Annotated in this window: 23 protein-coding genes; 16 read left to right on the forward strand and 7 right to left on the reverse strand. The window is 43.8% G+C overall.

The window, feature by feature from the left end:
• Positions 1-16: 16 nt before the first annotated feature.
• The 7 genes from BCT34_RS12800 (at position 17) to BCT34_RS12830 (ending at position 6,744) form a co-directional block, all read left to right on the forward strand.
• The gene (locus BCT34_RS12800; protein WP_076650669.1) at positions 17-1,366 is read left to right on the forward strand and encodes a D-serine ammonia-lyase; all 1,350 of its coding nucleotides are present in this window, start codon (positions 17-19) and stop codon (positions 1,364-1,366) included.
• Between the two features lie 207 nt (positions 1,367-1,573).
• Entirely contained in the window at positions 1,574-2,374 is an 801-nt protein-coding gene (locus tag BCT34_RS12805) for a hypothetical protein (protein WP_076650670.1), read from the forward strand.
• Between the two features lie 261 nt (positions 2,375-2,635).
• Positions 2,636-3,004 carry a hypothetical protein gene (locus BCT34_RS12810; RefSeq protein ID WP_076650671.1) on the forward strand — a complete coding sequence of 123 codons (369 nt, stop codon included), beginning with the start codon at positions 2,636-2,638 and terminating at the stop codon, positions 3,002-3,004.
• 139 nt (positions 3,005-3,143) lie between these two features.
• Positions 3,144-3,521, forward strand: coding sequence for a VOC family protein (locus tag BCT34_RS12815; RefSeq protein ID WP_076650672.1), 378 nt, complete (start codon positions 3,144-3,146; stop codon positions 3,519-3,521).
• Positions 3,522-3,658: 137 nt separating this feature from the next.
• Positions 3,659-4,021, forward strand: coding sequence for a hypothetical protein (locus BCT34_RS12820; protein WP_076650674.1), 363 nt, complete (start codon positions 3,659-3,661; stop codon positions 4,019-4,021).
• 355 nt (positions 4,022-4,376) lie between these two features.
• Positions 4,377-5,240 (forward strand): delta-class carbonic anhydrase, encoded by an 864-nt coding sequence (locus BCT34_RS12825; protein WP_076650676.1) that lies wholly within the window; start codon positions 4,377-4,379, stop codon positions 5,238-5,240.
• A gap of 322 nt (positions 5,241-5,562) precedes the next feature.
• Entirely contained in the window at positions 5,563-6,744 is a 1,182-nt protein-coding gene (locus tag BCT34_RS12830) for a C45 family peptidase (RefSeq protein WP_076650677.1), read from the forward strand.
• A gap of 114 nt (positions 6,745-6,858) precedes the next feature.
• On the opposite strand, the gene BCT34_RS12835 is transcribed toward BCT34_RS12830, so the two are convergent.
• Entirely contained in the window at positions 6,859-7,776 is a 918-nt protein-coding gene (locus BCT34_RS12835; protein WP_076650679.1) for a LysR family transcriptional regulator, read from the reverse strand.
• 148 nt (positions 7,777-7,924) lie between these two features.
• Positions 7,925-8,413 (reverse strand): DUF3299 domain-containing protein, encoded by a 489-nt coding sequence (locus BCT34_RS12840; protein WP_076650681.1) that lies wholly within the window; start codon positions 8,411-8,413, stop codon positions 7,925-7,927.
• Positions 8,414-8,705: 292 nt separating this feature from the next.
• On the opposite strand from BCT34_RS12840, the gene BCT34_RS12845 reads away from it, so the two are divergent.
• The 6 genes from BCT34_RS12845 (at position 8,706) to BCT34_RS12870 (ending at position 15,746) form a co-directional block, all read left to right on the forward strand.
• The gene (locus BCT34_RS12845; RefSeq protein WP_076650688.1) at positions 8,706-9,467 is read left to right on the forward strand and encodes a hypothetical protein; all 762 of its coding nucleotides are present in this window, start codon (positions 8,706-8,708) and stop codon (positions 9,465-9,467) included.
• A 318-nt stretch (positions 9,468-9,785) separates the two neighbouring features.
• Positions 9,786-11,354, forward strand: a complete 1,569-nt coding sequence (locus BCT34_RS12850; protein ID WP_076650682.1) for an amidohydrolase family protein — start codon at positions 9,786-9,788, stop codon at positions 11,352-11,354.
• Between the two features lie 92 nt (positions 11,355-11,446).
• Positions 11,447-12,088, forward strand: coding sequence for a TRIC cation channel family protein (locus BCT34_RS12855; protein ID WP_076650683.1), 642 nt, complete (start codon positions 11,447-11,449; stop codon positions 12,086-12,088).
• 108 nt (positions 12,089-12,196) lie between these two features.
• Entirely contained in the window at positions 12,197-12,823 is a 627-nt protein-coding gene (locus tag BCT34_RS12860) for a LysE family translocator (RefSeq protein WP_076650684.1), read from the forward strand.
• A 479-nt stretch (positions 12,824-13,302) separates the two neighbouring features.
• The gene (locus tag BCT34_RS12865) at positions 13,303-14,829 is read left to right on the forward strand and encodes a methyl-accepting chemotaxis protein (protein WP_174571118.1); all 1,527 of its coding nucleotides are present in this window, start codon (positions 13,303-13,305) and stop codon (positions 14,827-14,829) included.
• Between the two features lie 359 nt (positions 14,830-15,188).
• The gene (locus BCT34_RS12870; RefSeq protein ID WP_076650687.1) at positions 15,189-15,746 is read left to right on the forward strand and encodes a type II secretion system protein; all 558 of its coding nucleotides are present in this window, start codon (positions 15,189-15,191) and stop codon (positions 15,744-15,746) included.
• Between the two features lie 97 nt (positions 15,747-15,843).
• On the opposite strand, the gene BCT34_RS12875 is transcribed toward BCT34_RS12870, so the two are convergent.
• Positions 15,844-17,226 (reverse strand): MATE family efflux transporter, encoded by a 1,383-nt coding sequence (locus BCT34_RS12875; RefSeq protein WP_076652223.1) that lies wholly within the window; start codon positions 17,224-17,226, stop codon positions 15,844-15,846.
• A 371-nt stretch (positions 17,227-17,597) separates the two neighbouring features.
• Between BCT34_RS12875 and BCT34_RS12880 the strand changes: the two genes are divergently transcribed.
• A complete protein-coding gene (locus tag BCT34_RS12880) occupies positions 17,598-18,374 on the forward strand; it encodes a hypothetical protein (protein ID WP_102300723.1) in 777 nt (258 codons plus the stop codon).
• Positions 18,375-18,444: 70 nt separating this feature from the next.
• Here the strand turns inward: BCT34_RS12880 and BCT34_RS24340 are convergent, their stop codons facing one another.
• The 4 genes from BCT34_RS24340 to BCT34_RS12895 all read right to left on the reverse strand — a co-directional run bounded on the left by BCT34_RS24340 (position 18,445) and on the right by BCT34_RS12895 (position 23,400).
• On the reverse strand, positions 18,445-18,582 hold the full coding sequence (locus tag BCT34_RS24340) for a hypothetical protein (protein ID WP_157934855.1): 138 nt from the start codon (positions 18,580-18,582) through the stop codon (positions 18,445-18,447).
• 123 nt (positions 18,583-18,705) lie between these two features.
• On the reverse strand, positions 18,706-21,585 hold the full coding sequence (gene gcvP, locus BCT34_RS12885) for an aminomethyl-transferring glycine dehydrogenase (RefSeq protein WP_076652221.1): 2,880 nt from the start codon (positions 21,583-21,585) through the stop codon (positions 18,706-18,708).
• Positions 21,586-21,675: 90 nt separating this feature from the next.
• Positions 21,676-22,056 (reverse strand): glycine cleavage system protein GcvH, encoded by a 381-nt coding sequence (gcvH, locus tag BCT34_RS12890; RefSeq protein WP_017064654.1) that lies wholly within the window; start codon positions 22,054-22,056, stop codon positions 21,676-21,678.
• A 51-nt stretch (positions 22,057-22,107) separates the two neighbouring features.
• The gene (locus BCT34_RS12895) at positions 22,108-23,400 is read right to left on the reverse strand and encodes a serine hydroxymethyltransferase (RefSeq protein WP_076652219.1); all 1,293 of its coding nucleotides are present in this window, start codon (positions 23,398-23,400) and stop codon (positions 22,108-22,110) included.
• Positions 23,401-23,840: 440 nt separating this feature from the next.
• Between BCT34_RS12895 and BCT34_RS12900 the strand changes: the two genes are divergently transcribed.
• Positions 23,841-24,464 (forward strand): XRE family transcriptional regulator, encoded by a 624-nt coding sequence (locus BCT34_RS12900; protein ID WP_076652216.1) that lies wholly within the window; start codon positions 23,841-23,843, stop codon positions 24,462-24,464.
• Between the two features lie 448 nt (positions 24,465-24,912).
• Complete coding sequence (gene gcvT / locus BCT34_RS12905) at positions 24,913-26,046, forward strand: glycine cleavage system aminomethyltransferase GcvT (protein WP_076652213.1); 1,134 nt, start codon at positions 24,913-24,915, stop codon at positions 26,044-26,046.
• Positions 26,047-26,150 lie beyond the last annotated feature (104 nt).

Below are 26,150 nucleotides of genomic sequence, written 5' to 3' on the forward strand. Positions count from 1 at the left end.
TTAGATAAGGCAACCCATGGCTGTATTAAACAATTATTCTGACTTGAACATCGATGCGCTTACCAGTAACTTTCCGCTGCTGAAAAACTTGATCGCGCTTGAAGAGGTAAATTGGTTTAACCCCAAGATCACAACACTCCAAGAGGGGTTACCTTATGTAGGTTTGGACAAGAAAGACATCAACGATGCGAGCTTGAGGCTGCAAAGGTTTGCTCCTTATCTAGCCAAGGCGTTTCCTGAAACTCAAGTGACCAATGGCATCATCGAGTCTGAGCTTATTGATATTCCATCGATGAAATCAGCATTAGAAGCGCATTATCAGCAGCCTATCAAAGGACGCTTGATGATGAAGAAAGATAGCCATTTGCCGATTTCAGGTTCAATCAAAGCGCGTGGCGGTATTTATGAAGTGCTAACGCATGCCGAAAAGCTGGCGATTGAAGCTGGGTTACTGTGTGAGAGTGATGACTACAGCAAGTTGCTCGAACCTGAATTTCGTGACTTCTTCCAACAATACAGCATTGCAGTAGGTTCAACGGGTAATCTAGGTATGTCGATCGGTATCATGAGTGCAAAATTGGGCTTTACGGTCTCTGTTCACATGTCGGCAGACGCGAGAGCTTGGAAGAAAAGCAAACTTCGTGAACATGGGGTCAACGTTGTTGAATATGAACAAGATTATGGCGTTGCAGTGGAACAAGGGCGTAAAGAGGCAGAGCAAGACCCACGATGCTTTTTCATTGATGATGAAAACTCGCAAACCCTGTTCCTCGGCTACTCAGTGGCAGGGCAAAGGCTCAAACAGCAGTTTGAACAACAACACATTTCAGTGGATAAAGAACACCCACTATTTGTTTACTTGCCATGTGGAGTAGGTGGTGGACCCGGTGGTGTGGCATTTGGCTTGAAGATGGCTTTTGGTAACCATGTTCATTGTATTTTTGCTGAGCCGACCCATTCTCCTTGTATGTTGCTCGGTGTTCACACTGGGTTGCATGATGAGATTGCGGTGCAAGATCTTGGTATCGATAACTTAACAGCTGCGGATGGTTTGGCGGTGGGCCGAGCATCGGGCTTTGTCGGTCGTGCGATGGAGCGCTTGCTTGATGGTTATTACACATTAACCGATGAACGCATGTATCGATTGTTAGGCGAACTGAACCAAGCAGAGGGCATTCAACTTGAGCCGTCAGCATTAGCGGGTATGCCGGGTGCGATTCATGTTGAGCAAAATAGTGAATACCTTGCTCGTCTAGAAGTTGATGAGTCGATGCTAGCGAATGCAACACACCTTGTCTGGGCGACTGGCGGAGGCATGGTGCCATCACAAGAAATGGCAGCGTACTTAGCTAAGTCATCGGTTTAACCCTAGAGCTGTTAAAACGATAAGTCATGATAGAAGAGTGTTGTTTATCGCTTGAACACACTCTTTCTCACCTCTAACCCCCCACCGTAATTCAAACAATAACTTGCGCAGATCGTTATCCCAAACACACATTTTATAAATTAAGCTTCTTAGATGTTCTAACTATCAGTTAGGTTGAGTGGCATTCAACTTGATAGGGATTGAGCAATGCAAACGGATAAAGTGAACCAGACAAGACACATCAACACACCAGAAAAATTACTACAGCGCTTAGATGCGATTGGGGGATCTTTGGAAGCATCGGGTAAGGCTCATGCTTTACTGGGGTTGGGCTCAGTGGGTATTGAAACGGAACGGCTTGATCAGTATTCAGATGTCGATTTTTTCGCGATAGTACAAGCTGGACACAAGCAGTATTTCTTAGACAGTTTGCATTGGCTATCTGATATTCACCCAATCGACTACGCAGTGAGAAATACCGTCGATGGCTATAAGGTCCTGTACGCTGACGGAATCTTTTGTGAGTTTGCAGTGTTTGAACCCCACGAATTAGCGCATATCCCATTTGCAGAAGGGCGCATAGTTTGGCAGCAACCTGAATTTGATACTCAGTGCTGTATCCCACCCCAAAAGGCGGAGGCAGAGGCCAATTCGCAAGAGTGGATCATAGGCGAAGCACTTACCAATCTTTATGTGGGTATGTCTCGTTATAACCGAGGTGAAAAGCTGTCGGGCAGTCGGTTTGTTCAATCTTACGCTCTCGATCGTTTAATTGATCTTGTGGATCAAATTGAACAGTCTGAGCCTGAATTCGTTGATGAATTTATGTCGGATAGAAGGTTGGAAGCGCGCTTTCCTAAATTTGCCCAACTGCTACCAAACTTTACCCAAGGTTACGAGCGTACTGCTGAGTCTGCTCTTGCTCAACTAGCGTTCCTCAACACTCATTTTACGGTCAATCAAGCCATGTGTGACCGAATCACTGAACTGTGTTTAGGTAAAGATTAGGGCTGCAACTAGAAAGTAATGAAGGAGCGTTTACAAGAGATGCTTCGTCCTATTCGTGAAGTAAGAGCTGAGCTATTGAGTAATAAAGAACAGCTTATCGAAACAAGAATCTAATATTCAATAACATAACTGTATGTAAATAAAGTCAATTGAGTTGAATGGTAACTGCAATTATTTATAAAATCGACCTTTATAAATGGAACTGAGGTTGCTATTGCAAAGTACGATCTTAGATACCAGCATTCAAATCATGGTAACCAAATGAAAATTAACGCTTTATTTCCTGCTCTATTTTCGGCTTTGGCTTTAATGTCTGGCTGCTCAGATGTGGTCAGCGATGAGTACTCGACTTATGCGCAAGCGAAAGACGAGCGCTTGTTTGACAGAGGTTGGTTACCCGACATTTTGCCTGAAGCTACCGTGAAGATTGAAGTGAATAACGATCTGGATGCTAATACTTCAGAAGGAAGCTTCATCATCAACCAGTCAGCATTGTCTGAATTTATTGGCCAACTAAAGCCGGCTGAATCTAACAATCAATTTCAATTTGTCGATGGCGACAATGTTTGGGTGTTCAAGGTAGGTGATGATAATTTAGTTTCCTACACGCTCAATAAGCGCGAAGGCTAAGTTAAGCAATTTCAACCTACATGTCTTTAACTAGTTATTAGCTATGCGTCATGTAGGTTGTCGAATGAGGTTATTGACCTAACTGTGTTAAGCCATCGCCCAATAAACCTTTATCACTCTAAGTTACAGGAAGGACAGAATGGAAATTAGTCAGTTGGATCACTTGGTATTAACCGTGAGTGATTTACAAGTTACGGTCGACTTTTATCAGCGGGTGCTTGGAATGAAGCCTATTGAATTTGGCGAGGGCAGGTTGGCGTTGTCATTTGGGACGCAGAAAATCAATTTACACCTCAGTGGTAACGAGTTCGAACCAAAGGCAAGGTGTGTACAGGTCGGTAGTGCAGACCTCTGCTTTGTTACCAATATACCAATTGCTGAGGTAGCCGAACATATTCAAGCGCAAAACGTCTTGATAGAAGAAGGCCCTGTGCCGCGAACCGGTGCAATGGGAAAAATAGTTTCTGTTTATATTCGAGATCCTGACGGTAACCTGATTGAAATCTCGAATTATTAGGCTTAAGCACTCAATCCGTACTTTTTTGTTTACTCTTTCAAAGCACGATTTTTCGTGTCTACTCCGCTTATCACTGGATGTCATCAGCCAAATAAAATACAATCGAACAATGTTTTATTAATTCGTGCTTTATCATTATGATGAGAAATTTACTCATATTCATCGTTAGCCTGTTTTTCTTAACAGCTTGTTCTTCCACGAGTAATCATCAGTTAGACGACGAAACATTGAGTACAGAAGACACTATGTCTAAAAGTGTAGAGGAAGAGAGTATTCTCGAGACCTCAACGGATGCAAATGCTGAGACCAGCGTCGAACCTTCTCAAGTAGTTGCGACGGAAACAACCGAAAGCGATGCTAAGAGTGACGGTGAAAAAGGCATCGGAAGCTATTTTATCCGCCATAACAAACCGACTAAGACCGTGATTAAGTCGCTAGAAGGCGTGACAGATGCATTGAACGTGATGACGTTTGGGATATTTGCCACGGGTAACGGTTAAGCTATTTATAAAGAGCGCTAACCCAATAGATAGAACAAAACGTGAAGGCGAACCAAGTGTTCGCCTTTTTTGATCTTCTAACTTGGGCATCTTTCTACCTAATCATCGTGTTCACTTCTCTGGGTATTTGAGTCATGCGGCGGTCAATGAAAATAGGAAATTATTAGTTCTGGAAGGGACTAGCCGAATTTACCCTGTTTGACTTGTTATATGCATCAAGGGTTCTAATACTCATCCCAAAGTAAGTAGTGAAATCTGATCTTGCAGAGACAAGACTTATATTCACTTATGAGCATAGTAAAATGCTTGCTGTAAAGTTCGTTTAGGTTAGTTATCAATATTCTAGGGAAGAGATATGAAGAATAAGAGTGTGTTTTTAAGTGTCGCGATGGTGATGTTGTCAGCTCAAGCAAATGCATCAGATGCGAACCATGAGTCTGTATCCGACGGTGTTATTGCGGAACAAAGAGCGAAGCTTTCTGAAAATACCCAAGGGCAAGGCTTTGGTCCTCAGGCGCCACGAGATCTAGGTTCATTGGAAGGTACAAATACCAGACTGTTTTCGGATGCCCCTGATTCTACAGCGATGAACTTATGTAATATCCACTTTCATAAAAACGCCGAGCATAAAGGCGGCGAGTTTACCCAATACGCTGGCAACGGTGATGGCAAGGGGTTCCAGAGCGGTTTCAAATATACAGGCAAGCTGAGTGCTGCTGAGCTAAAACCATTTGAGAGCAAGGTTTGTCCGAGCGATCACGGATCGTTGCATTCGGGCGATACCATTGAAGTTCACTATGTTTATTCAACGGCGCAAGTTGAACCGGGTGAAACACTGGGCGCTTGTTTTAACGATGCCATTACCAACCCGCAACTGCGTGTCGAAACCCAAGTTTACGTATTAGTGAATGACGACAAAGCACTCGACTTTGAAGCATTGGCTGAGCACTCAAAAGTGAATGGCTTACACCAAGCACCAAACATTCCTCAAAATACGGGGTCAGCGATTCAATATGCAGGTTCTACAACGGGTCCTGGTTACAATGAGCAAGGTTCACCTTTCCAAGTCACCTGGAGCGTCCGTCCACAAGTAGCGAAAGTAAACATTGCGACTGTGGGTAGCTGGTGTGAAGGGAACGACTTCAACGAAGATCACGCCCACGGTGTGAGAAACTTGGTGGTTAACCCTGAGTTGTTATCGCCTATTCGTAACGACTAGGCGATTCTGAAGAATAAAATGATCAAGGCGAGCCAATAGGTTCGCCTTTTTATTTCGACAAGTGTTTTGTCAGTGATATCGCTCGTGATGCCATCGGTGAACGTCTAGCTCTTTCTCTCTTTCTCTCTTTGTCTACCTTTCCTGCTTATGCGGTTCCAACTCGCCTGTCGCTATAAGCGTATGCTCTGATCTCATGTGCTCGTACTTTCAATTTTGGATGAGTTTTGTCCGTCATACTGAATTGTTTGTATTTTAAAATCGTCCATATAATGACCCCATCTTAAAGAAACAAACTAACTTACTTTGATATATAGAGGTCATTATGAACACTTCAACACTTACTACTAAAGCTCAATTCGAAAACGGCACCATGTTCGAAACTGGTGAAGAAATGCTTTACGTCCTACAACTTAACGGCAGCTGGTATGAGATGGGCAAGCAGTACGGAAACTTGTCAAAAGAGCACATGCAAGCGATGTATGATGTTATTGTTCAGCCTGAATTTGACAAAGGGTTGATCAGTCAAAAAGAAGCGTTCGAATTATTTGGCACTCGTGTTTTTGCAGCACTGTCTTTGCGTCGCAAGCAATACTTCCAAGGTGTAGCAGATGGTTTAGGCTGGCCACTGGAAAAAGTTATCGTGCTAGACCAAAGTGGTCCAATGGCGATTTATCTTGGAAAGCTTCACTCATTCTCTGGTTGTTCTTCGCTAGCGACTTGGGGTGAAAGTACGGTAGATGGCCATGCGGTTGTTGGTCGTAATATGGACTGGAATGAATTGTTCCTAGATTTCCCAATCTATGCAACGGTTTATAATCCTACAGATGGTTCGAATGCATTAGTTAATGTGAGCTGGCCTGGTTGGCAATGGATGGTTACCGGTTTCAACGACAAAGGTGTGTATACCGATCTGCATGACGGCACATCAATGGGCGGTAATATTGTATCGGTCGAGAAACCATCGTTCTTAAACTCAGTTGTCGATTACATGGCGGAGTCTGATTCAATCGAGGCTCTTAGCTCACGCTTCCAAGCGTCACGTACTGATATTGCGGCAATCTGGATGTTAGCGGATAAAAGTGGTCAAGCATGTGCTTACGAGAACACGATTCAAGAAAACAGACAGCGTGTTAACGATAAAGACGCTAGTTCGTTTGTGACTGTCAATACGTTCTTAAACCCTGATTGGGGTTTGGGTATTCGTGAAACTCAAAGCTTTTCACTAAAACGCCTTGATAACTTAAATGCACGCCATGATGACCTGCGCGGTCAGATTGATGCCGAGGAAATGCGTAATATCTTTGATTTGCCACTGTACAACGAAGATGGCAGCTTCAGAGAAAATGGTGGTGTGACTAAGCCAACTAATCAAGATGTGGACTTAACTAACTACCAAGTTGTAGCGGACCTAAATGAACTGCAAATGTGGGTGAAACTGCCTGCACTTGGCAGCGATACCAACTGGGCTCATATTGATGTGAAGTCTTTGTTTAACAACAAGTAAATATACTATTCAATGAATAAGGCTAATGTGTTTTATAAGCACATTAGCCTTCTTTTGTTTAGGCTGTAGACCAACAATTCGATATCAATCAATGCAACACTGGCTTTAGTGCTTCTAACTCGACGGGTTCTGCAGTGCAATAAAGCGTTCGACGTAAGCATCCGTTGCTATCATGATCGACTTCTTCACTTCCATGATTTGCTTTGAGTGTGGATTCCATAGCGCAAACGAAAACTTCATCCCCATCTTCAATTGATCCAACTCCAATGCTTTTAAGCTTTCAGTTACATAGGGTGATTCAGATAACACCTTAGGTAACCAAGCCCAACCGAGTTCGTCCTGAACCAGTTTTATAACTAAGGCAAGCTGATCAACTTCTTCATGTATCGCCGATACTAAGAGCTTGTCTTTGAGGCCTTCCTCTTTAAATGCACTTAAAACAAATTGACGAGTGCTGCGTAACGCGGTTAACGCTTCAGTCGGCGAAAGTTGGGATAGCTTGCCTCCTTTCTTCACAAACGGCAAAAACTCGATGTGACCAATAAAGGTCGAGTCCTTGCTGTACATTGCTTTGCCTTTGTCGATCATGACCAAGCCAAAGTGAATATCACCACTTGCTAAGCCTTGTTCAATCTGGCTCTTTGTTCTCACCAAGAAGTTAACCTTCATGTTTGGAAAGTCTTGGTCGAGTTGGGCTCGTATGGATGAGAGTAGGCGGTGTGGAGTCATACTTGGGTAGGCAAAGTTGATGCTTTCCAGCCCACCGTAAGAGAGGCTAAGCGCGATGTTATCGAATATACGAGATTGCTCTATCGCAGACTTAGCGTAGTGGTAAAGAAGTTTGCCATCTTCAGTAGGTTCTACCGTACGACCTATACGTTCGAATAGTTCGACAGCCAGCACATCCTCAAGGTTATTGATGACTTGGCCAGTGGTTGTACGGTGTTTGTTTAATCGGGCAGCAGCCTTGCTGAATGAGCGTTCTTCGTAAACGGTCACGAAGGCGAGTAACTGTTCAATACTAAAGTTCATACGTTGTACTCAATTGTTAGTCATTAAGTATAACGTATCAGATATTTGTAGGATTAGGTAATTCATATGCCCAACTATGATGCGTATCGTAGTTAGGCATACCTGATTTTTTAGAAGGGAAGTTGGAGCGCGGCGGTAAAAGAGTGTGTTACTGATAGGGAGTGATTTCGATATCAATCATCTGATAACCCGTATCGGCAACATCTGTCGAGGTATCTTTCGTTCTCAGGGTTCCCGTCAAATAGACCGTATCCCATAACCCTTGTGCGCTGACATCTTTAGGGGAGTTTACGTAAATGATTTGATTGGTCGGCGGTGGTGGTACGTGTATGCAGGCACCGTAATAAGGAACCAACAAAAACTCACTCGCGATCTTATCATCACCTTCAAGTGGAATGATGAATCCAGGAATCTTGACTCGTTGCCCATCAAGCTCGTTCCTCACTGAGCCTAGTTTATTTTGTTCTGGCATATCCCAAGAATGTTCGGCTAAGAAAGGTTGTGATGCTTCTTTGATCATGGCTTGCTCTTGCACTGGGACAAGATCAATCCAGTCTATTTCCTTGGTTTTTGCGTGAACGGAGAACGCACTAAAAATAGCGACTGACAGTCCGAGTGTTGCTGTTAGCTTTTTCATGATGCCTCTTTAAAATCTTTGCGGGAGTGGGGATGTAGGAGATATTAAAGCGGTGTGGATCATCAAACGAATCACCAATGATGGATCGAACACGTCACTACTGTGATTTTTCATTGGCAGTTTAGGAACAATCAGTAGACCAACTGAACCTGTTTTTTTGGACGTGTTACATCCGTCCAAGTGAAGTTTTAGATAGAGCATTTCCATTCAATAATATCGGTGTACGGAAGCCAGGGCGAACAGTTCGCTCATTCATAGGAGGGTGATAATTAAACTTACACAGGTATATATGATGAATAGGCGCAAACAACTATCTTTATCTCTTCTTTCAATTGTAGCGACAGCCCCTTTATTAACAGCTACGCCTTTGTTCGCTGCAGAGTCTGAGCCGAACCCTTCAGACTTAACGGAAACAAGCACTTCAGCGTACTTTGGTATGAGTAACCAAGGTGCTCTAAAGGGATCAATATCTGGAGATTTTCATTTTGATAATGGGCAAACAGGTATGCTGACTGTCGAAGGGACGATGACTAAAGAAGGAAAATATTCTGACAGTCGAGTTCAGTATTTCCATGTTTTCTCAACAGACAACCAAGTTGTTCCAAGAGCAGCTCTATCGCTCGATGTTATCGATAACTCGATGTTTACTTCAGCATCGTTGGGTGGAGTCGCTGCGATCGATACAGGGGTTAAAGGACTGCAGTTATTCCCACGCTTAGGTGTGTTAGCTGGTGAATATTCTGATGCGTCAGTTTTGTCGTTTCATGCTGATAAGAAAGAAGCGATCGGTGGATCTGCCGCTTTCTATATGATGTATCAGTTGGGTGAAGATGGTACTTATATTGGCGCATGGCCAGAGTACAATTATTTAAACGGTGATATCGAAACGTCGATGCTTAAATCAACATTAATGATTGCAACGCCTTTCTCTAACGATAAAACGCGATGGGGTCAGCTGAGAGTTGATAACACCACGGGTTACATGCAGTCCCAAACTCGTTCTATTGATATTGACGATACGGTTGTCTGGGCTAACTACAAATTCTATTTCTAACTTTTAATGTATATCCGGAAAGGCAGCGCAAATAGCGCTGCTTTTTTTGTTTTGGTGCGAATTAACTGATTCGCTTAATCCACTCGCATTCCCGCAAGTTTAAGAAAGCTTAATCATCTCAAAAATACTCTGACTGAGGTAAGCCGTCGCTAGATGTAGGTTCTTAATAATATCAATGAGTTAATAATCTTTGATGTGATTTGGATGAGTTTAATCCGTCCTATGTGATTTAGCTGACTGGCAAAGTTCATCAATAATGTGAATCAAAGAGGCGGACAACGCTACTTAGTTTACTTATTTATCTTTGGAGTCAACATTATGAACAAGCAAATCAAAGCTACTCAAATCAAGCGTACAGCTTTAGCAATGCTGGTGGCAATGTCACCAAGTGTCTTCGCTTATGACCTAGTCATCATGAATGGTCGCGTTATGGACCCTGAAACAGGCTATGACCAAGTTGCCAACGTAGCGGTTGAAGATGGCAAGATCGTTGCTATCACAGGCGATGCGATTGAGGGCGATAAAACGATTGATGCTGAAGGTTTGGTTGTCGCACCTGGCTTTATTGATACTCACTCACACGTTGTTGCGATTCCAATCATGCAAAAACTCCAGCTACGCAGTGGTGTTACGACGCCATTGGCTCTTGAGGTTGGCGCGTATCCTGTGAGTGATTGGTACAAACGATTGGAAGGTCGTTCGCAAACGAACTTTGGCGCTAGCGTGTCATCAGCAGGTATTCGTACAAAAGTTTTCAACGACGATTACCACTCACGCACGGGCTCGATGATCAACGATATTTTTGATTCTGAAGAGACAAAAGCGTCGAAGGTTACTGGTGAGGCGATGACTGAGATCGCATCAAGAGAGCAGATAGATACGATTTCTGAGATGGTCGACAAAGAACTAAAAGACGGCGGTTTAGGTATCGGTGTACCAGTGGGTTACATGTCTAAAGCGGCAACGACTATTGAAACCAAAGAATGGCAGAGAATTGCGGGTGAATACGGTGTCCCAACATTTTTACACGGTCGATTCTCAAGTCAACTGCCACCAACATCGGGCTTAATTGGCATTGAAGAAATGTTGTCTGGAGTAGGTGTTTATGGTGGTGGTTTGTTGGTTCAACACATGCACCAACAAACCCTCAATGAGACACCTGCGGCACTTAAGATGCTGGACGATGCAAAAGCAAAAGGCATGAACGTTGCGGCAGAGATCTACCCATATAACTACGGTGCAACGATCGCAGCGGCTGACTACCTAGAGCCTACAAACTACCAACGTAATATGGCACGAGATTACTCAGACATTATTGAAACAGAAACAATGAAGCCTCTAACTAAAGAGCGATACGAGCAATTGCTGAAAGAGAACCCTCAAGCGAGTGTTATGTTTTACGGTGCAACGGATCAAGACCTTAAAAACGCATTGGCTCATGAGTCGACACTTGTTGGTAGTGATGCTTTCCCTCTAATGAAAGAGAACGGAATGATGGCTTACAGCTGGAATACATCTTATGAAGGACTACAAGGCCACCCAAGAGCTGCAGGAACTCAAGCGCGAGTATTGAAAATGGTTCGTGAAGACAACTTGATGCCACTGATGTCTGCGGTTTCAAAAGTGTCTTACATGCCAGCGAAGTTCTTGCAAGACAATGGAATCAACCAAATGAGTCAAAAGGGTCGTATTCAAGTGGGTGCTGATGCTGATATTACGATGTTTGATCCAGAAACGGTAACGGATAACTCGACGCTTAAAGAGCCAGGTTTGCCATCAACAGGTATTCCGTATGTTGTGGTTAACGGAACGATAGTGGTGGAAGACTCTAAAGTGCTACCCAATGTTTACCCGGGTAAAGCTGTGCGTAATAGCTTTACCAAATAAACTTACCTAAATAAAAGCTCATAAAAGCAGGCGCGACAACTTCGGTTTTGTGTCTGTTTTTGTCATCAAATTCGCATCTAAAGGGCAATCATATGTTCGTAACAACGGCGGCACTCATAAATACTATCTCTGTTTTAGGCACCGCAGCTTTCGCGTTCTCAGCAGTATTGGCAGCGAGCGAAAAAAAGACGGATATTTTCACGGTAGCAGTATTGGGTGTGGTCACGGCCGTAGGGGGGGGAAGCACACGCGATGTACTGCTCAACGTGACCGTGTTTTGGTCTGAGGAACTGTATTATGTCTGGATCGCGATTATGAGCAGCTTGATCGGTTTTATCTGTGTTTCGTTTTTAAAGAAACGTTGGTTTTATACGATTAACCTTTATGTTGATGCTGTTGCTATCGCCATGTTTGCGATTCAAGGAACTGAAAAAGCATGGAGCTTAGGCTTCGGGCTACCGCTAGGCCCAATCATGTTGGGTATTATTACTGCGGTAGGAGGCGGGGTGATTAGGGATGTATTGATTCAACGTCCAACATTACTGTTATCAAAAGAGCTTTATGCAATCCCGGTAGCGTTAGGGTGTACGTTACATGCCACTGCACTGGCTTTGTTGCCACAACATACCGACATCAGCGCAATTGTCTCGATTGTTCTTGTCATTTACATACGTCATTTGGCGATTAGCAAGCAACTTGCTGTTCCCAAATGGGCGGCATTGAATCCTGCTTAAAATCAGCTTTCGTTTTATTTCATCGGTATTGTTTGTTTTCTTTACTCGACTCAAGAATGCATGATACGTTCATGATCAATTGTGTCGGGTTATAGATAAGGAAGTCCAATGTCATTAGAAGGGGCTGTTACATTCTTTATTGCCATGTTTATATTTGGTATTACTCCGGGGCCTGGTGTATTTGCCATTTTAGCTCGTGCTATGGTTCAAGGATGGCGAAAGTGCGTCTCTCTTTCGTTAGGCATGATATGCAGTGATCTAATTTATCTTACACTTGCCTGTTTTGGTCTGGCGACAATTGCCGAGAATTGGTCGTTTGCATTTGAAGTGATTCGCTACGTTGGTGCGGCCTATTTGATTTACCTAGGCTACAAGATGTTTAAGAGCCTGCCAGAAGTGCAGGGGTCAGCAGAACTCGTAGCCAAACAGAGTCAGAAATCCGAACTCGCGAGTTTCGCGCAAGGCTTTTTAATCTCAGCATCAAACCCAAAAGTGATCCTGTTCTATATTTCGTTTCTGCCAACTTTCATTGACCTGACGGTTCTGCGTTCACAAGATATCGTCTTGGTTTCCGTTTTAGCATTTGTTGCTTTGATGTCTGGTGTAATGTTGATTGCTTTTGGGGCGGGTAGGATGGCAAGTTTGCTTAAAACGCCACGCGCACATAAAAAACTAAATCAAAGTGCTGGTGGAATTATGATTGCGGCTGGCTCATATTTGGCGATAAATCGATAGACATAGCTTGTTAAGCTCGATTCTTTAAACACGACTCTTTAAACAAGAAGGCGAACTCAATGGTTCGCCTTTTCGTTATAGCACCAACTAGAAGCGAGAATATTAAGCACTCCTAGGTAAACGGTTTACGCCAAGCCCTAACATTCCACAAGATGCCAGTTCTCTGGTTCAATACGCGAAATCGACTCTTTATTAAAATGTAATGATTAAGCTACGACTTTACTTATTAATCAGATTTCCAAGTGCAGGTTCTGTGTTGAATTTGTTTGTATGTTAAGAAACCGTGATTAACATACGTCTTTCGTATGATTTAGCTAAAGTTATCGAGATTTTGACAGATAAAGAATTAGTGGGGAGCTCTAACACGAGATAAAACGTGTGAGCTTTGGTTTCAGTTTTTGAAACCTTTAGAGAACTTTTAACAAACTTGCGTCGAGACAACCTAAATGAAGAAAACAATCCTATTTGCCGTTTTTATTATGTTTGGCATTGCCGTCGCTGCGAGTATGGCGTCAACTTATTTCATTTCAAGCGAAAAAATTGATGAGATAATATTGAACAAATCGCAAGTTCAAGCTGAATTCTTGGCTGGAAATGCGGGGTATATCTTAGAGAATTCGGACAATCCAGTTCAAGATTTACAAAAGCTGGTGGGTGAGCTGAAACAGCGATCTGATGTCACTTATGCCATTGTTATTGATAGTAACGTAAGTGCTATTGCTCACAGCGACAAAAACAAACTGAATAAAGTTTATGAAGATAGCTATACCGTTAAAGGCGCAACCCAAGGCGTCCAACAGTATTCAAAATGGTACGCTGATGTTCAACAAGTCTGGGTGTTTGACATCATGGCACCTATCTACGTCAACGGTGAGCTGTACGGTACTTTTGATATCGGTATTCCTATCACAGAGGTTAGCCAAGCAACGAATGGCATTATTAGCTACCAGCTCGCTTCAATGGTTTTCATTTTTGTTGTTTGTCTCGTTGTTCTATCACTTCTTCTTAGCAAACTGATGCAACCTCTCTTGGTATTGAAAAATACATTGCATGATATTTCTGAAGGCGATGGTGATCTATCAGTACGTTTGCCAATTAAAGGGAATGACGAAGTCGCTCAAATCTCATCGGCTTTCAATGTGTTCGTTGGCAAGGTGCACGAGATAATTACGCAAACAGTGAATACTGGTGTCGAATTAAATAGCACAGCTATTGGGCTTCGTGAACAGTCGCAGCAAGCATTGCAAAGAGGGCAAGAACAGAACGAACAAACCATGTTGGTCGTGACGTCTATGAATGAAATGATTGCCACGGTTAATGAAATTGCATCTAGCGCGGCTGGTGCTGCAAGCGCGGCAAACATGGCGGCGAGTGAAACTCAAGAAGGTCATAAGACGATTGAGAAGACCACGACCTCAATCTCGAACCTTGAAGCCGAGATGAATAGTGCTTCTGACATCATTGTTAGCCTTGCTGACAATACTCAGTCAATCGGTACTATTCTTGATGTTATTCGAGGTATCTCAGAGCAAACAAACTTGCTTGCTCTGAACGCTGCAATTGAAGCTGCCCGTGCTGGTGAGGCTGGCCGAGGCTTTGCTGTCGTTGCTGATGAAGTTCGTAACCTAGCGACAAAAACAGCACAGTCGACCGATGAAATTGACACTATGATCAACCAACTTCAAACCGAAGCTAAGAATGCTGTTAGCTCGATGAGTAATAGTAAGAACCTAATTGAAGAGGGTACGACTGAAACTGAAATGGCTCGCCAAGCTTTGGAAAAAATTTCAACGCAAGTTTTGGCTATTCTCGATATTAATACGCAAGTCGCAACGGCAACGGAGCAGCAATCGGCGGTAGCGAATGAAATTAATATGAATATGGATACGGTTAATAGCTCAGTCAAAAACGGTTTGAGCGCCAGTGAGAAGTTAGAGCAATCAAGCCAGCAGTTGGCAGAGTTGTCACAAGTTCTCGATCGTTATGTCGGTTCATTTAAAATCTAGAATTCCCAACATATCTCATTAAGAGATGTGTTGAGCTTCCAGTAATTTAATAGCGCTTATGTCATACATGAGCGCTATTTTTTTGCGATATGCCGACGCAGATACTCCGATAGAGCGCAACAGAAATGAAGAATGTACCTGCAGTGTAATATCGAAAATTTGACCTATTTAGAACAACGCGATCGAATAAGGCAGTGACAGCAGGCACTTACTTTTATTCCCGCATGCGTAAGGTCAAAAAATCGACTAAACAACAGCTCTGATGCGACACATAAGGTGTTCCGCCTCTCATCACGATGTATAGTTATTGATAGTTCATTCAGTAATTGTATCTGTAGTTGTCAGTTGATGTGGGTGTTATGAAGAAAAACGGATTTACTTTAATGGAATTAATCATTGTCATCGTGATACTTGGAGTCTTGGCCGTTACAGCAGCTCCGAGGTTTCTTAATATCCAAGAGTCAGCGAGAGAAGCGGTACTTGAAGGTGTTGCGGGTGCAATGGAAGGGGTTATCACGCAGGTGACTTCTAAAGCCATTATTGTTGGGCTTAACCCGGACGCAACAAACCCAGGTGATCAGAGCAACTATGTAATTGATTTTGGCATTGGTAGCGTTGAAGTAGATTGGGGGACGCTTTGCCCTGAAAGCCGAGGGGAATCAGGGGATAAATTGAAGATGCTCGATTTCCTTACCTTGTCAGATGAGGACAGCTTAACGTCTGACTTTGCCAATAGGTATACAGTAGTTGGCTATGAATACCCGTTTACCACTGGAGATCTTGGCGGGGCGATAATAGAAGATCTTCCATCTGGTTGTTATGTTCTCTATGATTCTTTTGGTGGTAGAACAAGTGGAGATACATGCCCAGCTGATGGTTGTGTATGTACAGTTCAAGTAGTTAACGATGATTGTTAAACCAAGCACATCATCTGGTTTATAGAAATTCAATAAAAAAGCGCGTTATTGCCGAGTAGCAATAACGCGCTTTTTTCTACTAGCTTATTTGCCTATCTTAGTTTGCCAATGGAGCACTTGCTGGTGGCAAGTCACGTTTCTTAATCACGTGTCGTAAGCGAATTAACATCAGCGTCGCTGAAACGCTCAAGCCCGTCAGAATACCAATCCAAAAGCCTTCTTCACCCATTGCTGGAACAATGTGGTCTGTTAAGCCTAACACCATACCTAATGGTAGTGCTAAGCCCCAGTATGAAGCGATAGCTAAGATCATCGGGATCTTAGTGTCTTTATAGCCACGCAGTGCGCCGTTAGCAGACGTTTGCAATGCATCGCTGAATTGGTACATCGCCGTAAAGGTCAACAATACTGCTGCTGTTGCGCTAATTGCAGGGTCGGTGGTGTAAAGCCTAATGATCCACTCAGGGAACAGCAGGAACATCGCAACTGAAAGCAACGAAATTAACGCTGCAACCAAGATGCCGACTTTGCTGCGTTCAATTGCGCCTAGTTCGTCTTTCTCTCCTAATGCATGTCCAACACGAATCGTAATACCGAACGAGATACTCATCGGAATCACGTAAGTCAGGCTCGAAATGTTAAGTGCAATTTGCGCGGCTGCCACGTTCTCTGCACCAATACGACCAATCATCAACGCGATAACCGCAAAGATACTGCCGCACACCGCGATATTCATTCCGATAGGTAAACCTAATCTTAGAAGGTGAAGCATCTCTTTTGCTTTTGGCTTAGCGTCTGCAAAGCTGATGATGGTTTTGTAGTAGTGATGACCTTTAATGTAGGAATACAGCATTCCCGACATTAGCCAATACACTAAGCTTGTCGCCCAGCCACAACCCACCGCACCCATTTCAGGGAAACCAAACTTACCGTAGATAAGCACGTAGTTGACTGGAATATTAATCAGCAAACCAATTACCGAAATGATCATCGGTACTTTGGTGTTGTTCATACCTTCACAGAAGCCGTTCAAGGTGTAGAACAGGGCAATCCCCGGCACACCAAAGGCTAGGGCAAACGCATAGTCACTGCCAATTGGAATGATCTCAGCGGCTACACCAATCCATTCTAAGATCGGCTTCGCACTCACTAAATAAGCGATGAGTAATACGCTAGCAATTAATGCCAACCAAACCATCTGGAAGAATTCAACAGAGATACTTTGAAAGTCACGGGCACCGCGGTGATAAGCGACAACAGGCGTTAACGCCATAATCACGCCACGTAGCAACAGCAACACAGGAATCCAAAGGCTAGTGCCGAGTGCAATAGCGGCGAGGTCGGCAGGGCTTACTTGGCCAGCCATTGTCGTATCGACAAATCCCATCGCTTGGGTAGCTATTTGAGTCAAAATGATTGGAACCGAAAGATGCATAAGCGCACCCGATTCACGAGTAAAAGGACGAAATTTCGTTAGCATGGAAGTTCACAACACCAATATAAATACACGAATGATGGCAGGATGGCCGGTGTGCATTTTAGGATGTGCCCCGTTGGGCGGGCGACAATATAAACACCTTACCGTATAGGGTCAAGCATTGGATTTATAGAGTTTCACTTGCTCCGAAATACGGATAGGTTCTGATGGCCAAAACACAGCGCCAACGCACGTAAGTTAATGATTTAGTGGGAATCACACTAGGCAGATAAATTCTATATTTGCCACGATAATCACTAAGGTCGCGGTATAAGTGATTGTTATGGATACATAAAGACTAGTACAATTGGTGGCATAACTAACTAGGTATAAATATTCTGTATAAGAACTGTTAATTGGCATGAGGTAATACAATGAGTTGCAAACTGTGCGGAGAAGACAGTGTGCTGCAAAAATCCCATATAATCCCTAAATCGTACTTAAGAGGTTTAAAAAAGGGTGGAGGTCAATTGGTGTCTGTCGTATGCGATGATTCAACAGCCCCTAAAAAAATCAATTCAGATCCTAAAGAAAAGCTATTGTGTCGAAAGTGCGAACAATTTTTGAGTGACAACTATGAAAAATATGGGACGCGGCTGTTTAAAAGTAGTCGAGGCGTTAAAAAAGCTAGAAACTACGTTGAGTTCAATGGCTTTAAGTATACAGAATATTATCTGTTTCTAATTAGTATTCTTTGGCGTGCTTCGGTTTCATCATTAGATGAATTTTCTGGTGTTCAATTACAAGATAAATTTGAAAGTATCTTAGCTTCGTCTATAAGAAATAAATCTATTAAACTACAAACATCTTTGCGGCTTGATCATTTCATTCGTATATCTGTGCTTCGGGTCGTTGACTCAAAAAATGGTATTAGTGATGACGTTATACGCAGTATCCTGTTGCATTTTGGTGTAGAACATGGTGAAACTGCGCAAGATGGTATGGTTTATTACTTCATGATTAGTGGCTTCTTAATCTGTTACTTTTTTAGCGTAGGTAAAGACATTCACGATGTGCGTACGAAGCGCATTGGGGGGCAGTTAGTGAATCGTCCACAAATTAAAATTCCTAAAGTTGAATTGAGTGACTTAAAGCAAGTACATGATGGTTTTAAGGTTGTTCATGAAAAGGCTCAATCGCATACGTTGTAAAACGGTTTTAGCAACAATATCAACTTGGCGCTATCCATTACACCTTTAAACCTAGCGCCGTATAAGCTTCTCACTGCCACAAAGCCAGCAGAAACACAAAAAGCCCAATCCCAAGCGTGACTTTCAAAAATAAGCCAAGAGGAGCTCCACCTTTTGGCGTTTTATTGCAACATCCCATAATTGTTTCCTCATTCATCGTTGGATTCATTTCACCTTAAACCTTTCCCTTACGGTAAGGTCAATGCATTTGTTGACGTTGAATTTCAGAAAACAAAAAGGCGAACCATTTGGTTCGCCTTTGTTATGTTTAGTTGCTTAGCGCCACTACGAATTAGTCTTCGTAGTTATCGATGCTTGGGCAAGAACAGATTAGGTTACGGTCGCCGTATACGTTGTCTACACGGTTAACTGTTGGCCAGTACTTCGAGTTCTTCGTTGCTTTCGATGGGAAGCAAGCCAGTTCGCGAGAGTAAGGGCGATCCCATTCTGCGCCTGAAAGGTCAACTTGAGTGTGCGGCGCGTTTACTAGAGGGTTGTTGTCTAGTGGCCATTCACCCGCTTTCACTGCTGCCATTTCGTGACGGATTGCGATCATCGCTTCACAGAAACGGTCTAGCTCTTCTAAATCTTCTGATTCAGTTGGCTCTACCATTAGTGTGCCAGCTACTGGGAAAGACATAGTCGGCGCGTGGAAACCGAAGTCCATTAGACGCTTAGCAATATCTTCTTCGCTGATGCCTGTCTCTTCTTTAAGCGGGCGAATATCGATAATACATTCGTGTGCTACGCGGCCATTCGTGCCACGGTAAAGAACAGGGTAGTGAGGACGTAGTTTTTCCATCACGTAGTTCGCATTCAGAATTGCAACTTTAGTCGCGTCTGTTAGGCCAGGTTCGCCCATCATTGCGATGTAAGCCCAAGAGATCGGTAGAATTGAAGCACTACCTAAATCTGCTGCTGATACCGCGTAGTCAGAACCTTGTACTCCGTTTTCGATGTGACCCGGTAGGAAAGGTGCTAGGTGCGATTTAACACCGATAGGACCCATACCCGGACCGCCACCACCGTGTGGGATACAGAATGTTTTGTGTAGGTTCAAGTGAGATACGTCTGAACCGATGAAGCCAGGTGAAGTTAGACCTACTTGAGCGTTCATGTTCGCGCCGTCTAGGTAAACCTGACCGCCCGCTGCGTGAACTTGTTCACACACTTCTTTCACTTGCTCTTCGTATACGCCGTGCGTAGAAGGGTAAGTGATCATGATGCTTGATAGGTTGTCTTTGTGCTTCTCGATTTTCGCTGCTAGGTCTGTCATGTCGATGTTGCCATCTTCATCACACTTAACAACCACTACCTTCATAGAAACCATAGATGCTGTTGCAGGGTTAGTACCGTGCGCAGAGCTAGGAATCAGACAAACGTTACGGTGACCTTCACCGCGGCTTGCGTGGTAACGTTGAATCGCGATTAGACCTGCGTATTCGCCAGATGCACCAGAGTTAGGCTGTAGTGAGAAATCGTCGTAACCAGTGATTTCACATAGCTTCTCTTTAAGATCCTTCGCTAGCGCTGTGTAACCAGCCGCTTGCTCTAGAGGCGCAAATGGGTGAATTGAACCAAACTCAGGCCATGTTACTGGGATCATCTCTGCAGCAGCGTTCAGCTTCATCGTACAGCTGCCCAGTGGGATCATGCCGTGCGTTAGTGAGAAGTCTTTGTTCTCAAGCTGTTTTAGGTAACGCATCATTTGCGTTTCGCTGTGGTGCGTATTGAATACTGGGTGAGTTAGGAACTCTGATTCACGACGGCAGTTTTCTGGAATTGCTGCAAACTCGTTTGATGCAATGTCAGAAGATAGTGCTTGAATGTCTTCTTTCACGTCGAAGATTGCGAACAGTGCGTTCACGTCGTCGATCGTTGTTGTTTCATCTAAGCTGATACCGATCTTACCTTTAAGAAGGCGAAGGTTGATGTCTTCTGCTTGCGCTTTCGCGTACAGTGCATCTGTCTTTTCTTCAGAGTTGATCGTGATGGTATCGAAGAAGCTGTTGTTTGTTAGCTCGTAACCTGCTTTAGTCAGACCAGCCGCAAGGATAGCCGTCATGTGGTGTGTACGACGAGCAATAGTACGTAGGCCTTCTGCACCGTGGTAAACCGCGTAGAAGGATGCCATGTTTGCTAGAAGAGCTTGAGCTGTACAGATGTTCGATGTCGCTTTCTCGCGGCGGATGTGTTGCTCACGAGTTTGCATTGCCATACGTAGCGCTTGGTTACCGTGCGTATCGATAGAAACACCGATTACACGACCTGGCATTGTACGCTTGTGCTTTTCACGAGTTGCCATGAATGCAGCGTGTGGACCGCCGTAACCCATAGGAACACCGAAACGTTGCGCTGAACCGATGACTACGTCTGCGCCCATTTCGCCAGCTGGCTTAAGTAGAGCTGAAGCGAGTAGGTCAGTAGCAACTGTAACTAATGTTTTGTTAGCTTGAGCTTTAGCAATGACGTCGGTTAGGTCACGAACTTCACCTGTTGTACCAGGGTATTGAACTAGTGCACCAAATACGTCTTGCTCTGGAAGTGTTTCAAGAGCACCAACCATGACTTCAAAACCGATGTACTCAGCACGAGTTTTAACAACTTCTAGTGTTTGAGGGTGAACATCGTCAGCAACGAAGAATACTTTGCTCTTGCTTTTACCAGCACGCTTACACAGTGTCATTGCTTCGCCAGCCGCTGTCGCTTCATCAAGAAGAGACGCGTTTGCGATTTCCATACCCGTTAGGTCCATTACCATTTGTTGGTAATTCAGCAGAGCTTCAAGACGACCTTGAGAAATCTCTGGTTGGTATGGTGTGTAAGCTGTGTACCAGCCTGGGTTCTCTAAAACGTTACGTAGAATAACGTTTGGAGTGAATGTGTTGTAGTAGCCTTGGCCAATGAAAGTACGTTTCACTTGGTTTAGGTTAGCGATCTCTTTAAGAGAGGTCAGCATGTCCATTTCGCTCAGTGGCGCAGCAAGTGTCATTGGTTTTTCAAGACGGATTTGTGCAGGAACCGTTTCGTCGATCAGTGCATCTAAGCTAGTCGCGTTGATCGCTTCAAGCATTTTTTGCTGGTCTGCTTTATTCGGGCCGTTATGACGAGCAACGAACTCGTTTTGCGTACCTAAGTCTTTCAGTAATTGGCTTTGAAGTAATTCAGTCATGATATGTTCTACTTTCTCTCTGGAGCCGTGAGCTAGCCCCTAAAATTAAGCTGCTCCAAAAGAGCAGCTTTATCGTAATGAGGTTACCTATTAGTCTTCTTCGATAGAGCTTAGGTATTCTTCCGCATCTTTAAGGTTGTTTAGTTCAGACGCATCAGACATCTTCACTTTAACAATCCAACCACCTTCATAAGGTTCTTCGTTGATTAGCTCTGGGCTATCTTCTAGTTCTTCGTTGATTTCTACGATTTCGCCAGATATTGGTGCGTAGATATCAGAAGCAGCTTTTACTGATTCAACTAGAGAGAAGCTTTCGCCAGCTTCAATTTCGTCGTCAGTGTCAGGCAGGTCAACAAACACAACGTCACCTAGCATCTCTTGAGCGTGCTCAGAAATACCGATAGTTACAGTACCGTCACCGTTGTCTTTTACCCACTCGTGGCTGTCTGCAAACTTTAGTGTATTGTCCATTGCTTATTCTCCAAAAATTTATGAGGTTTTAATTTAAATCTTAAAAACGGTTTAACGGTAAAGAGGGAAGCGCTTGCAAAGCTCTTTAACTTGCTTGCGAACACGTTGCTCAACTTCAGCGTTGCCTTCAGGGCTTTCAACCAAGCCATCAAGAACATCACCGATCCATTCACCGATAAGTTTGAATTCTTCAGTGCCAAAACCACGACTGGTTCCAGCTGGCGTACCTAAACGAATGCCAGAAGTAATCATAGGCTTCTCTGAATCGAATGGTATGCCATTTTTGTTACATGTGATCCCTGCACGCTCTAATGCTTCTTCAGTTACGTTACCTTTCAAGCCCTTAGGACGAAGGTCAACCAGCATTAGGTGCGTGTCTGTTCCGCCAGTCACGATGTCACAACCGCGAGTTTGCAACACTTCAGCAAGAACTTTTGCGTTGTCGATCACTGAATCAATATAAGTATTAAATTCTGGGCCAAGTGCTTCGCCAAACGCCACTGCTTTAGCAGCGATAACGTGCATTAGTGGGCCGCCTTGTAGGCCAGGGAACACTGCAGAGTTGATCTTTTTGTTGATGCCTTCGTGGTTCGTAAGAATCATACCGCCGCGTGGGCCACGAAGTGTTTTGTGCGTTGTTGTGGTAACAACGTGTGCGTGTGGTAATGGGCTAGGGTGAGCACCTGTCGCGATAAGACCTGCGATGTGTGCCATATCGACCATTAGAATTGCACCAACTTCGTCAGCGATTTCACGGAATTTAGCGAAATCAATAACGCGTGGAATAGCACTACCACCGGCAATAATCATTTTAGGTTGGCTTTCGATTGCTAAAGCGCGAACCGCTTCGTAATCAATTTCTAGTGTGTCGCGGTCTACGCCGTATTGAACTGCGTTGAACCACTTACCAGACATTGCAGGACGAGCACCGTGAGTAAGGTGACCACCAGCGTCTAGCGACATGCCTAGGATAGTGTCACCAGGTTGAAGTAGCGCAAGTTTAACTGCACCGTTTGCTTGAGCGCCAGAGTGAGGTTGTACGTTTACGTATTCGCATTTGAACAGCTGCTTAGCGCGTTCGATTGCGATAGCTTCAACGGTATCTACGTGCTCACAACCACCATAGTAACGACGGCCTGGGTAGCCTTCTGCGTATTTGTTGGTTAGGCAGGTGCCTTGAGCTTGCATTACTGCTTTAGAAACGATGTTCTCAGAAGCAATAAGTTCGATTTGTTCGTTTTGACGAGTGTTCTCTGCTTGGATTCCAGCAAAGACTGCGTCGTCAGTCGCAGATAGGTTCGTAGAGAAAAAACTGTCTAAGCTATGGTTTTGGTAAGCGTTCATTGTCGAGACCTTTCATTAAGCTAATGGTGATTGTTTTTATAGTCCATTAGGTCTTACGTTGATTTCTGCATCGGTATCGTTTGCGCTATATAGGTATAAATAAACGTTAATTGCGTTTTAAATATACTCTTACAGCGTCTAAACGATCGTTGTAGGGGCAATGCAGCACGAATTGGTTCCCAAAAGTTCGGGTAAAAAACAGCTCTTACAAATGTTAAATCTATCATTTGTTGCAAGCTGAAGTAGCATCTCTTCATCTAACAAGTCGATAACATAGCCCCGATAAAATCAATTTTCAACAAAAATTTCCAATAGGAAACAACTTTTCTCGTTTTGCTACAGGGAGCACGCTTTATTTCTGTGTGTGCTCTTTAATCAACAAAGCGCTTCATGCAACAATGAAATTAATAGACAGGAAGTAAGAGATAAACGAGGGACCTATGTCAGAAGACATTTATGATGAGTACCCATCTTTAACGTTGGCGAAGGAAACGTTAGACCAGAATATAGAGCCACTTAAGCTTGGCCAGCGTATTAAGGATATCCGCGGCAAGCTTGGTATTACGCTAGAAGAGGCGAGCCAACGTACAGGTTTGGCGCGTTCTACGCTAAGTAAGATTGAGAATGAACAAATCTCGCCAACATTCCAAGCTATGCAGAAGTTGGCAATGGGTTTGCAGATTGATATGCCACAACTCTTTGAACCACCAAGGAAAAAAGTCGCAACAGGACGTCGTGACTTGACTAAAGCAGGCCAAGGTAAACCTCATCCAACACCGACTTATGAGCACGAACTGCTTGCGACTGAGCTTTCTAATAAGAAGATGATGCCGTTCAAAAGCCGCGTGAGAGCACGTACTTTTGAAGAGTATAACGATTGGGTGCGTCATGACGGCGAAGAGTTCCTAATGATCATCTCTGGTGATGTGATGTTCTATTCAGAATTCTACGAGCCTGTGCCCATGAGCGAAGGTGACAGCATGTATTATGATGCCAATATGGGCCACATGTTGATTTCCACTAGTGCAGAAGATGCGCTCATTTTGTGGGTGACTGCAAAATAAGTTAACAAAGTTAGAATTTCTTATAGTAAATGCAAACGTTTGCTTTTGTTTCTAACGTTAGCCAAATGACGCGATATTGATGTGAAAATCATCAATATCGCGTTTTTGTAGGTACCGAATAATTGTTTTTAAATTGTTAAATGTCACATTTTGAGCTGTTTTAATCTTGTTAAGGGTGTAAAACTCACGCAGCCTTGTTTATTATAGTGAACACGGTTTACTCATGTTGATTGAAGTTTACTGAAGTGAATTCTTAGAAAGTGAGTTGTATGGGATTTGTACAGATGTTGGTATTTATAACGCTAACAATATAAGCCTATATAAAAGACATCACTTTTTACTATCTACTGTTTCTGACGTTAATCCGTATCGTTAGAAGCGACTCTAAATAGAGATATAAGCGGCAGACTCGATTTTGGACAGTCTGCAACGCTTCATGGAGAATAAAATGACTCAAGAACACGCTAATCAAGACCTACTTAAAACACCACTGCATGCACTTCACGTTGAAGAGGGTGCGAAAATGGTTCCTTTCGCTGGATACGATATGCCAGTTCAGTACCCACTTGGTGTAAAGAAAGAGCACTTACACACTCGTGACGCTGCTGGTCTTTTTGATGTTTCTCACATGGGGCAACTTCGTCTACACGGTGAAAACGCTGCGGCTGTCTTAGAGTCTTTAGTTCCTGTAGATATTATCGATCTTCCTTCTGGTAAGCAGCGCTACGCGTTCTTTACTAATGAGCAGGGCGGCATCATGGATGACCTGATGGTTGCGAACCTAGGTGACCACCTATTTGTTGTTGTGAATGCGGCTTGTAAGACACAAGATATCGATCACCTAACGGCACATCTTCCTGCTGATGTAGAGATGGAAGTGATTGATGACCGTGCTCTATTAGCACTTCAAGGTCCTAAAGCGTCTGAAGTTCTAGCTCGTTTCCAACCAAGCGTTGCAGACATGCTGTTCATGGACGTTCAAAAAGTCGATATCGATGGTGTTGAATGCATCGTGAGCCGTAGTGGTTACACGGGTGAAGATGGCTACGAGATCTCTGTACCGAACGATCACGCAGAAGCTCTAGCACGTAAGCTAACGGCAGAAGCTGAAGTTGAGTGGATTGGCCTTGGTGCACGTGATTCACTTCGTCTTGAGTGTGGCCTATGTCTATACGGTCACGACCTAGATACAACGACGACTCCAGTAGAAGCTAGCCTTCTATGGGGCATTCAAAAGGTGCGTCGTACTGACGGTGAACGAGCAGGCGGTTTCGCTGGTGCTGATGTTATCCTTGAGCAAATCGCAACGAAAGACGTTCAACGTAAGCGTGTTGGCCTAGTGGGTCAAACTAAGGCTCCAGTACGTGAAGGCGCAGAGCTGTTTGATGCTGAAGACAACAAGATTGGTGTTGTAACAAGTGGCACGGCGGGTCCTAACGCTGGTAAGCCTGTATCAATGGCTTACGTTCGTACTGACTTAGCGGCTATCGGCACTGAAGTATTCGCTGAAGTTCGTGGTAAGAAACTACCAATGACAGTAGAAAAAATGCCATTCGTACCTCAACGCTACTACCGTGGCTAATCTCTTTTAAGATAAAGCACCAAGCTAAATGAAAGCCTATTGTTGGCCTCTCTAAATAGAGGGAATCAACGGTAGGCTTTTTGGTGGTTCATCGCGGCTTTCCG

Origin of the sequence: Vibrio sp. 10N.261.45.E2, assembly GCF_002875705.1 — a bacterium.
Lineage (GTDB): Bacteria > Pseudomonadota > Gammaproteobacteria > Enterobacterales > Vibrionaceae > Vibrio.

Coding starts and splice junctions, on each gene's coding strand:
- BCT34_RS12800 (WP_076650669.1), top strand. CDS start 17: ATGGCTGTATTAAACAATTATTCTGACTTGAACATCGATGCGCTTACC.
- BCT34_RS12805 (WP_076650670.1), top strand. CDS start 1,574: ATGCAAACGGATAAAGTGAACCAGACAAGACACATCAACACACCAGAA.
- BCT34_RS12810 (WP_076650671.1), top strand. CDS start 2,636: ATGAAAATTAACGCTTTATTTCCTGCTCTATTTTCGGCTTTGGCTTTA.
- BCT34_RS12815 (WP_076650672.1), top strand. CDS start 3,144: ATGGAAATTAGTCAGTTGGATCACTTGGTATTAACCGTGAGTGATTTA.
- BCT34_RS12820 (WP_076650674.1), top strand. CDS start 3,659: ATGATGAGAAATTTACTCATATTCATCGTTAGCCTGTTTTTCTTAACA.
- BCT34_RS12825 (WP_076650676.1), top strand. CDS start 4,377: ATGAAGAATAAGAGTGTGTTTTTAAGTGTCGCGATGGTGATGTTGTCA.
- BCT34_RS12830 (WP_076650677.1), top strand. CDS start 5,563: ATGAACACTTCAACACTTACTACTAAAGCTCAATTCGAAAACGGCACC.
- BCT34_RS12835 (WP_076650679.1), bottom strand. CDS start 7,776: ATGAACTTTAGTATTGAACAGTTACTCGCCTTCGTGACCGTTTACGAA.
- BCT34_RS12840 (WP_076650681.1), bottom strand. CDS start 8,413: ATGAAAAAGCTAACAGCAACACTCGGACTGTCAGTCGCTATTTTTAGT.
- BCT34_RS12845 (WP_076650688.1), top strand. CDS start 8,706: ATGAATAGGCGCAAACAACTATCTTTATCTCTTCTTTCAATTGTAGCG.
- BCT34_RS12850 (WP_076650682.1), top strand. CDS start 9,786: ATGAACAAGCAAATCAAAGCTACTCAAATCAAGCGTACAGCTTTAGCA.
- BCT34_RS12855 (WP_076650683.1), top strand. CDS start 11,447: ATGTTCGTAACAACGGCGGCACTCATAAATACTATCTCTGTTTTAGGC.
- BCT34_RS12860 (WP_076650684.1), top strand. CDS start 12,197: ATGTCATTAGAAGGGGCTGTTACATTCTTTATTGCCATGTTTATATTT.
- BCT34_RS12865 (WP_174571118.1), top strand. CDS start 13,303: ATGTTTGGCATTGCCGTCGCTGCGAGTATGGCGTCAACTTATTTCATT.
- BCT34_RS12870 (WP_076650687.1), top strand. CDS start 15,189: ATGAAGAAAAACGGATTTACTTTAATGGAATTAATCATTGTCATCGTG.
- BCT34_RS12875 (WP_076652223.1), bottom strand. CDS start 17,226: ATGCTAACGAAATTTCGTCCTTTTACTCGTGAATCGGGTGCGCTTATG.
- BCT34_RS12880 (WP_102300723.1), top strand. CDS start 17,598: ATGAGTTGCAAACTGTGCGGAGAAGACAGTGTGCTGCAAAAATCCCAT.
- BCT34_RS24340 (WP_157934855.1), bottom strand. CDS start 18,582: ATGAATCCAACGATGAATGAGGAAACAATTATGGGATGTTGCAATAAA.
- gcvP (WP_076652221.1), bottom strand. CDS start 21,585: ATGACTGAATTACTTCAAAGCCAATTACTGAAAGACTTAGGTACGCAA.
- gcvH (WP_017064654.1), bottom strand. CDS start 22,056: ATGGACAATACACTAAAGTTTGCAGACAGCCACGAGTGGGTAAAAGAC.
- BCT34_RS12895 (WP_076652219.1), bottom strand. CDS start 23,400: ATGAACGCTTACCAAAACCATAGCTTAGACAGTTTTTTCTCTACGAAC.
- BCT34_RS12900 (WP_076652216.1), top strand. CDS start 23,841: ATGTCAGAAGACATTTATGATGAGTACCCATCTTTAACGTTGGCGAAG.
- gcvT (WP_076652213.1), top strand. CDS start 24,913: ATGACTCAAGAACACGCTAATCAAGACCTACTTAAAACACCACTGCAT.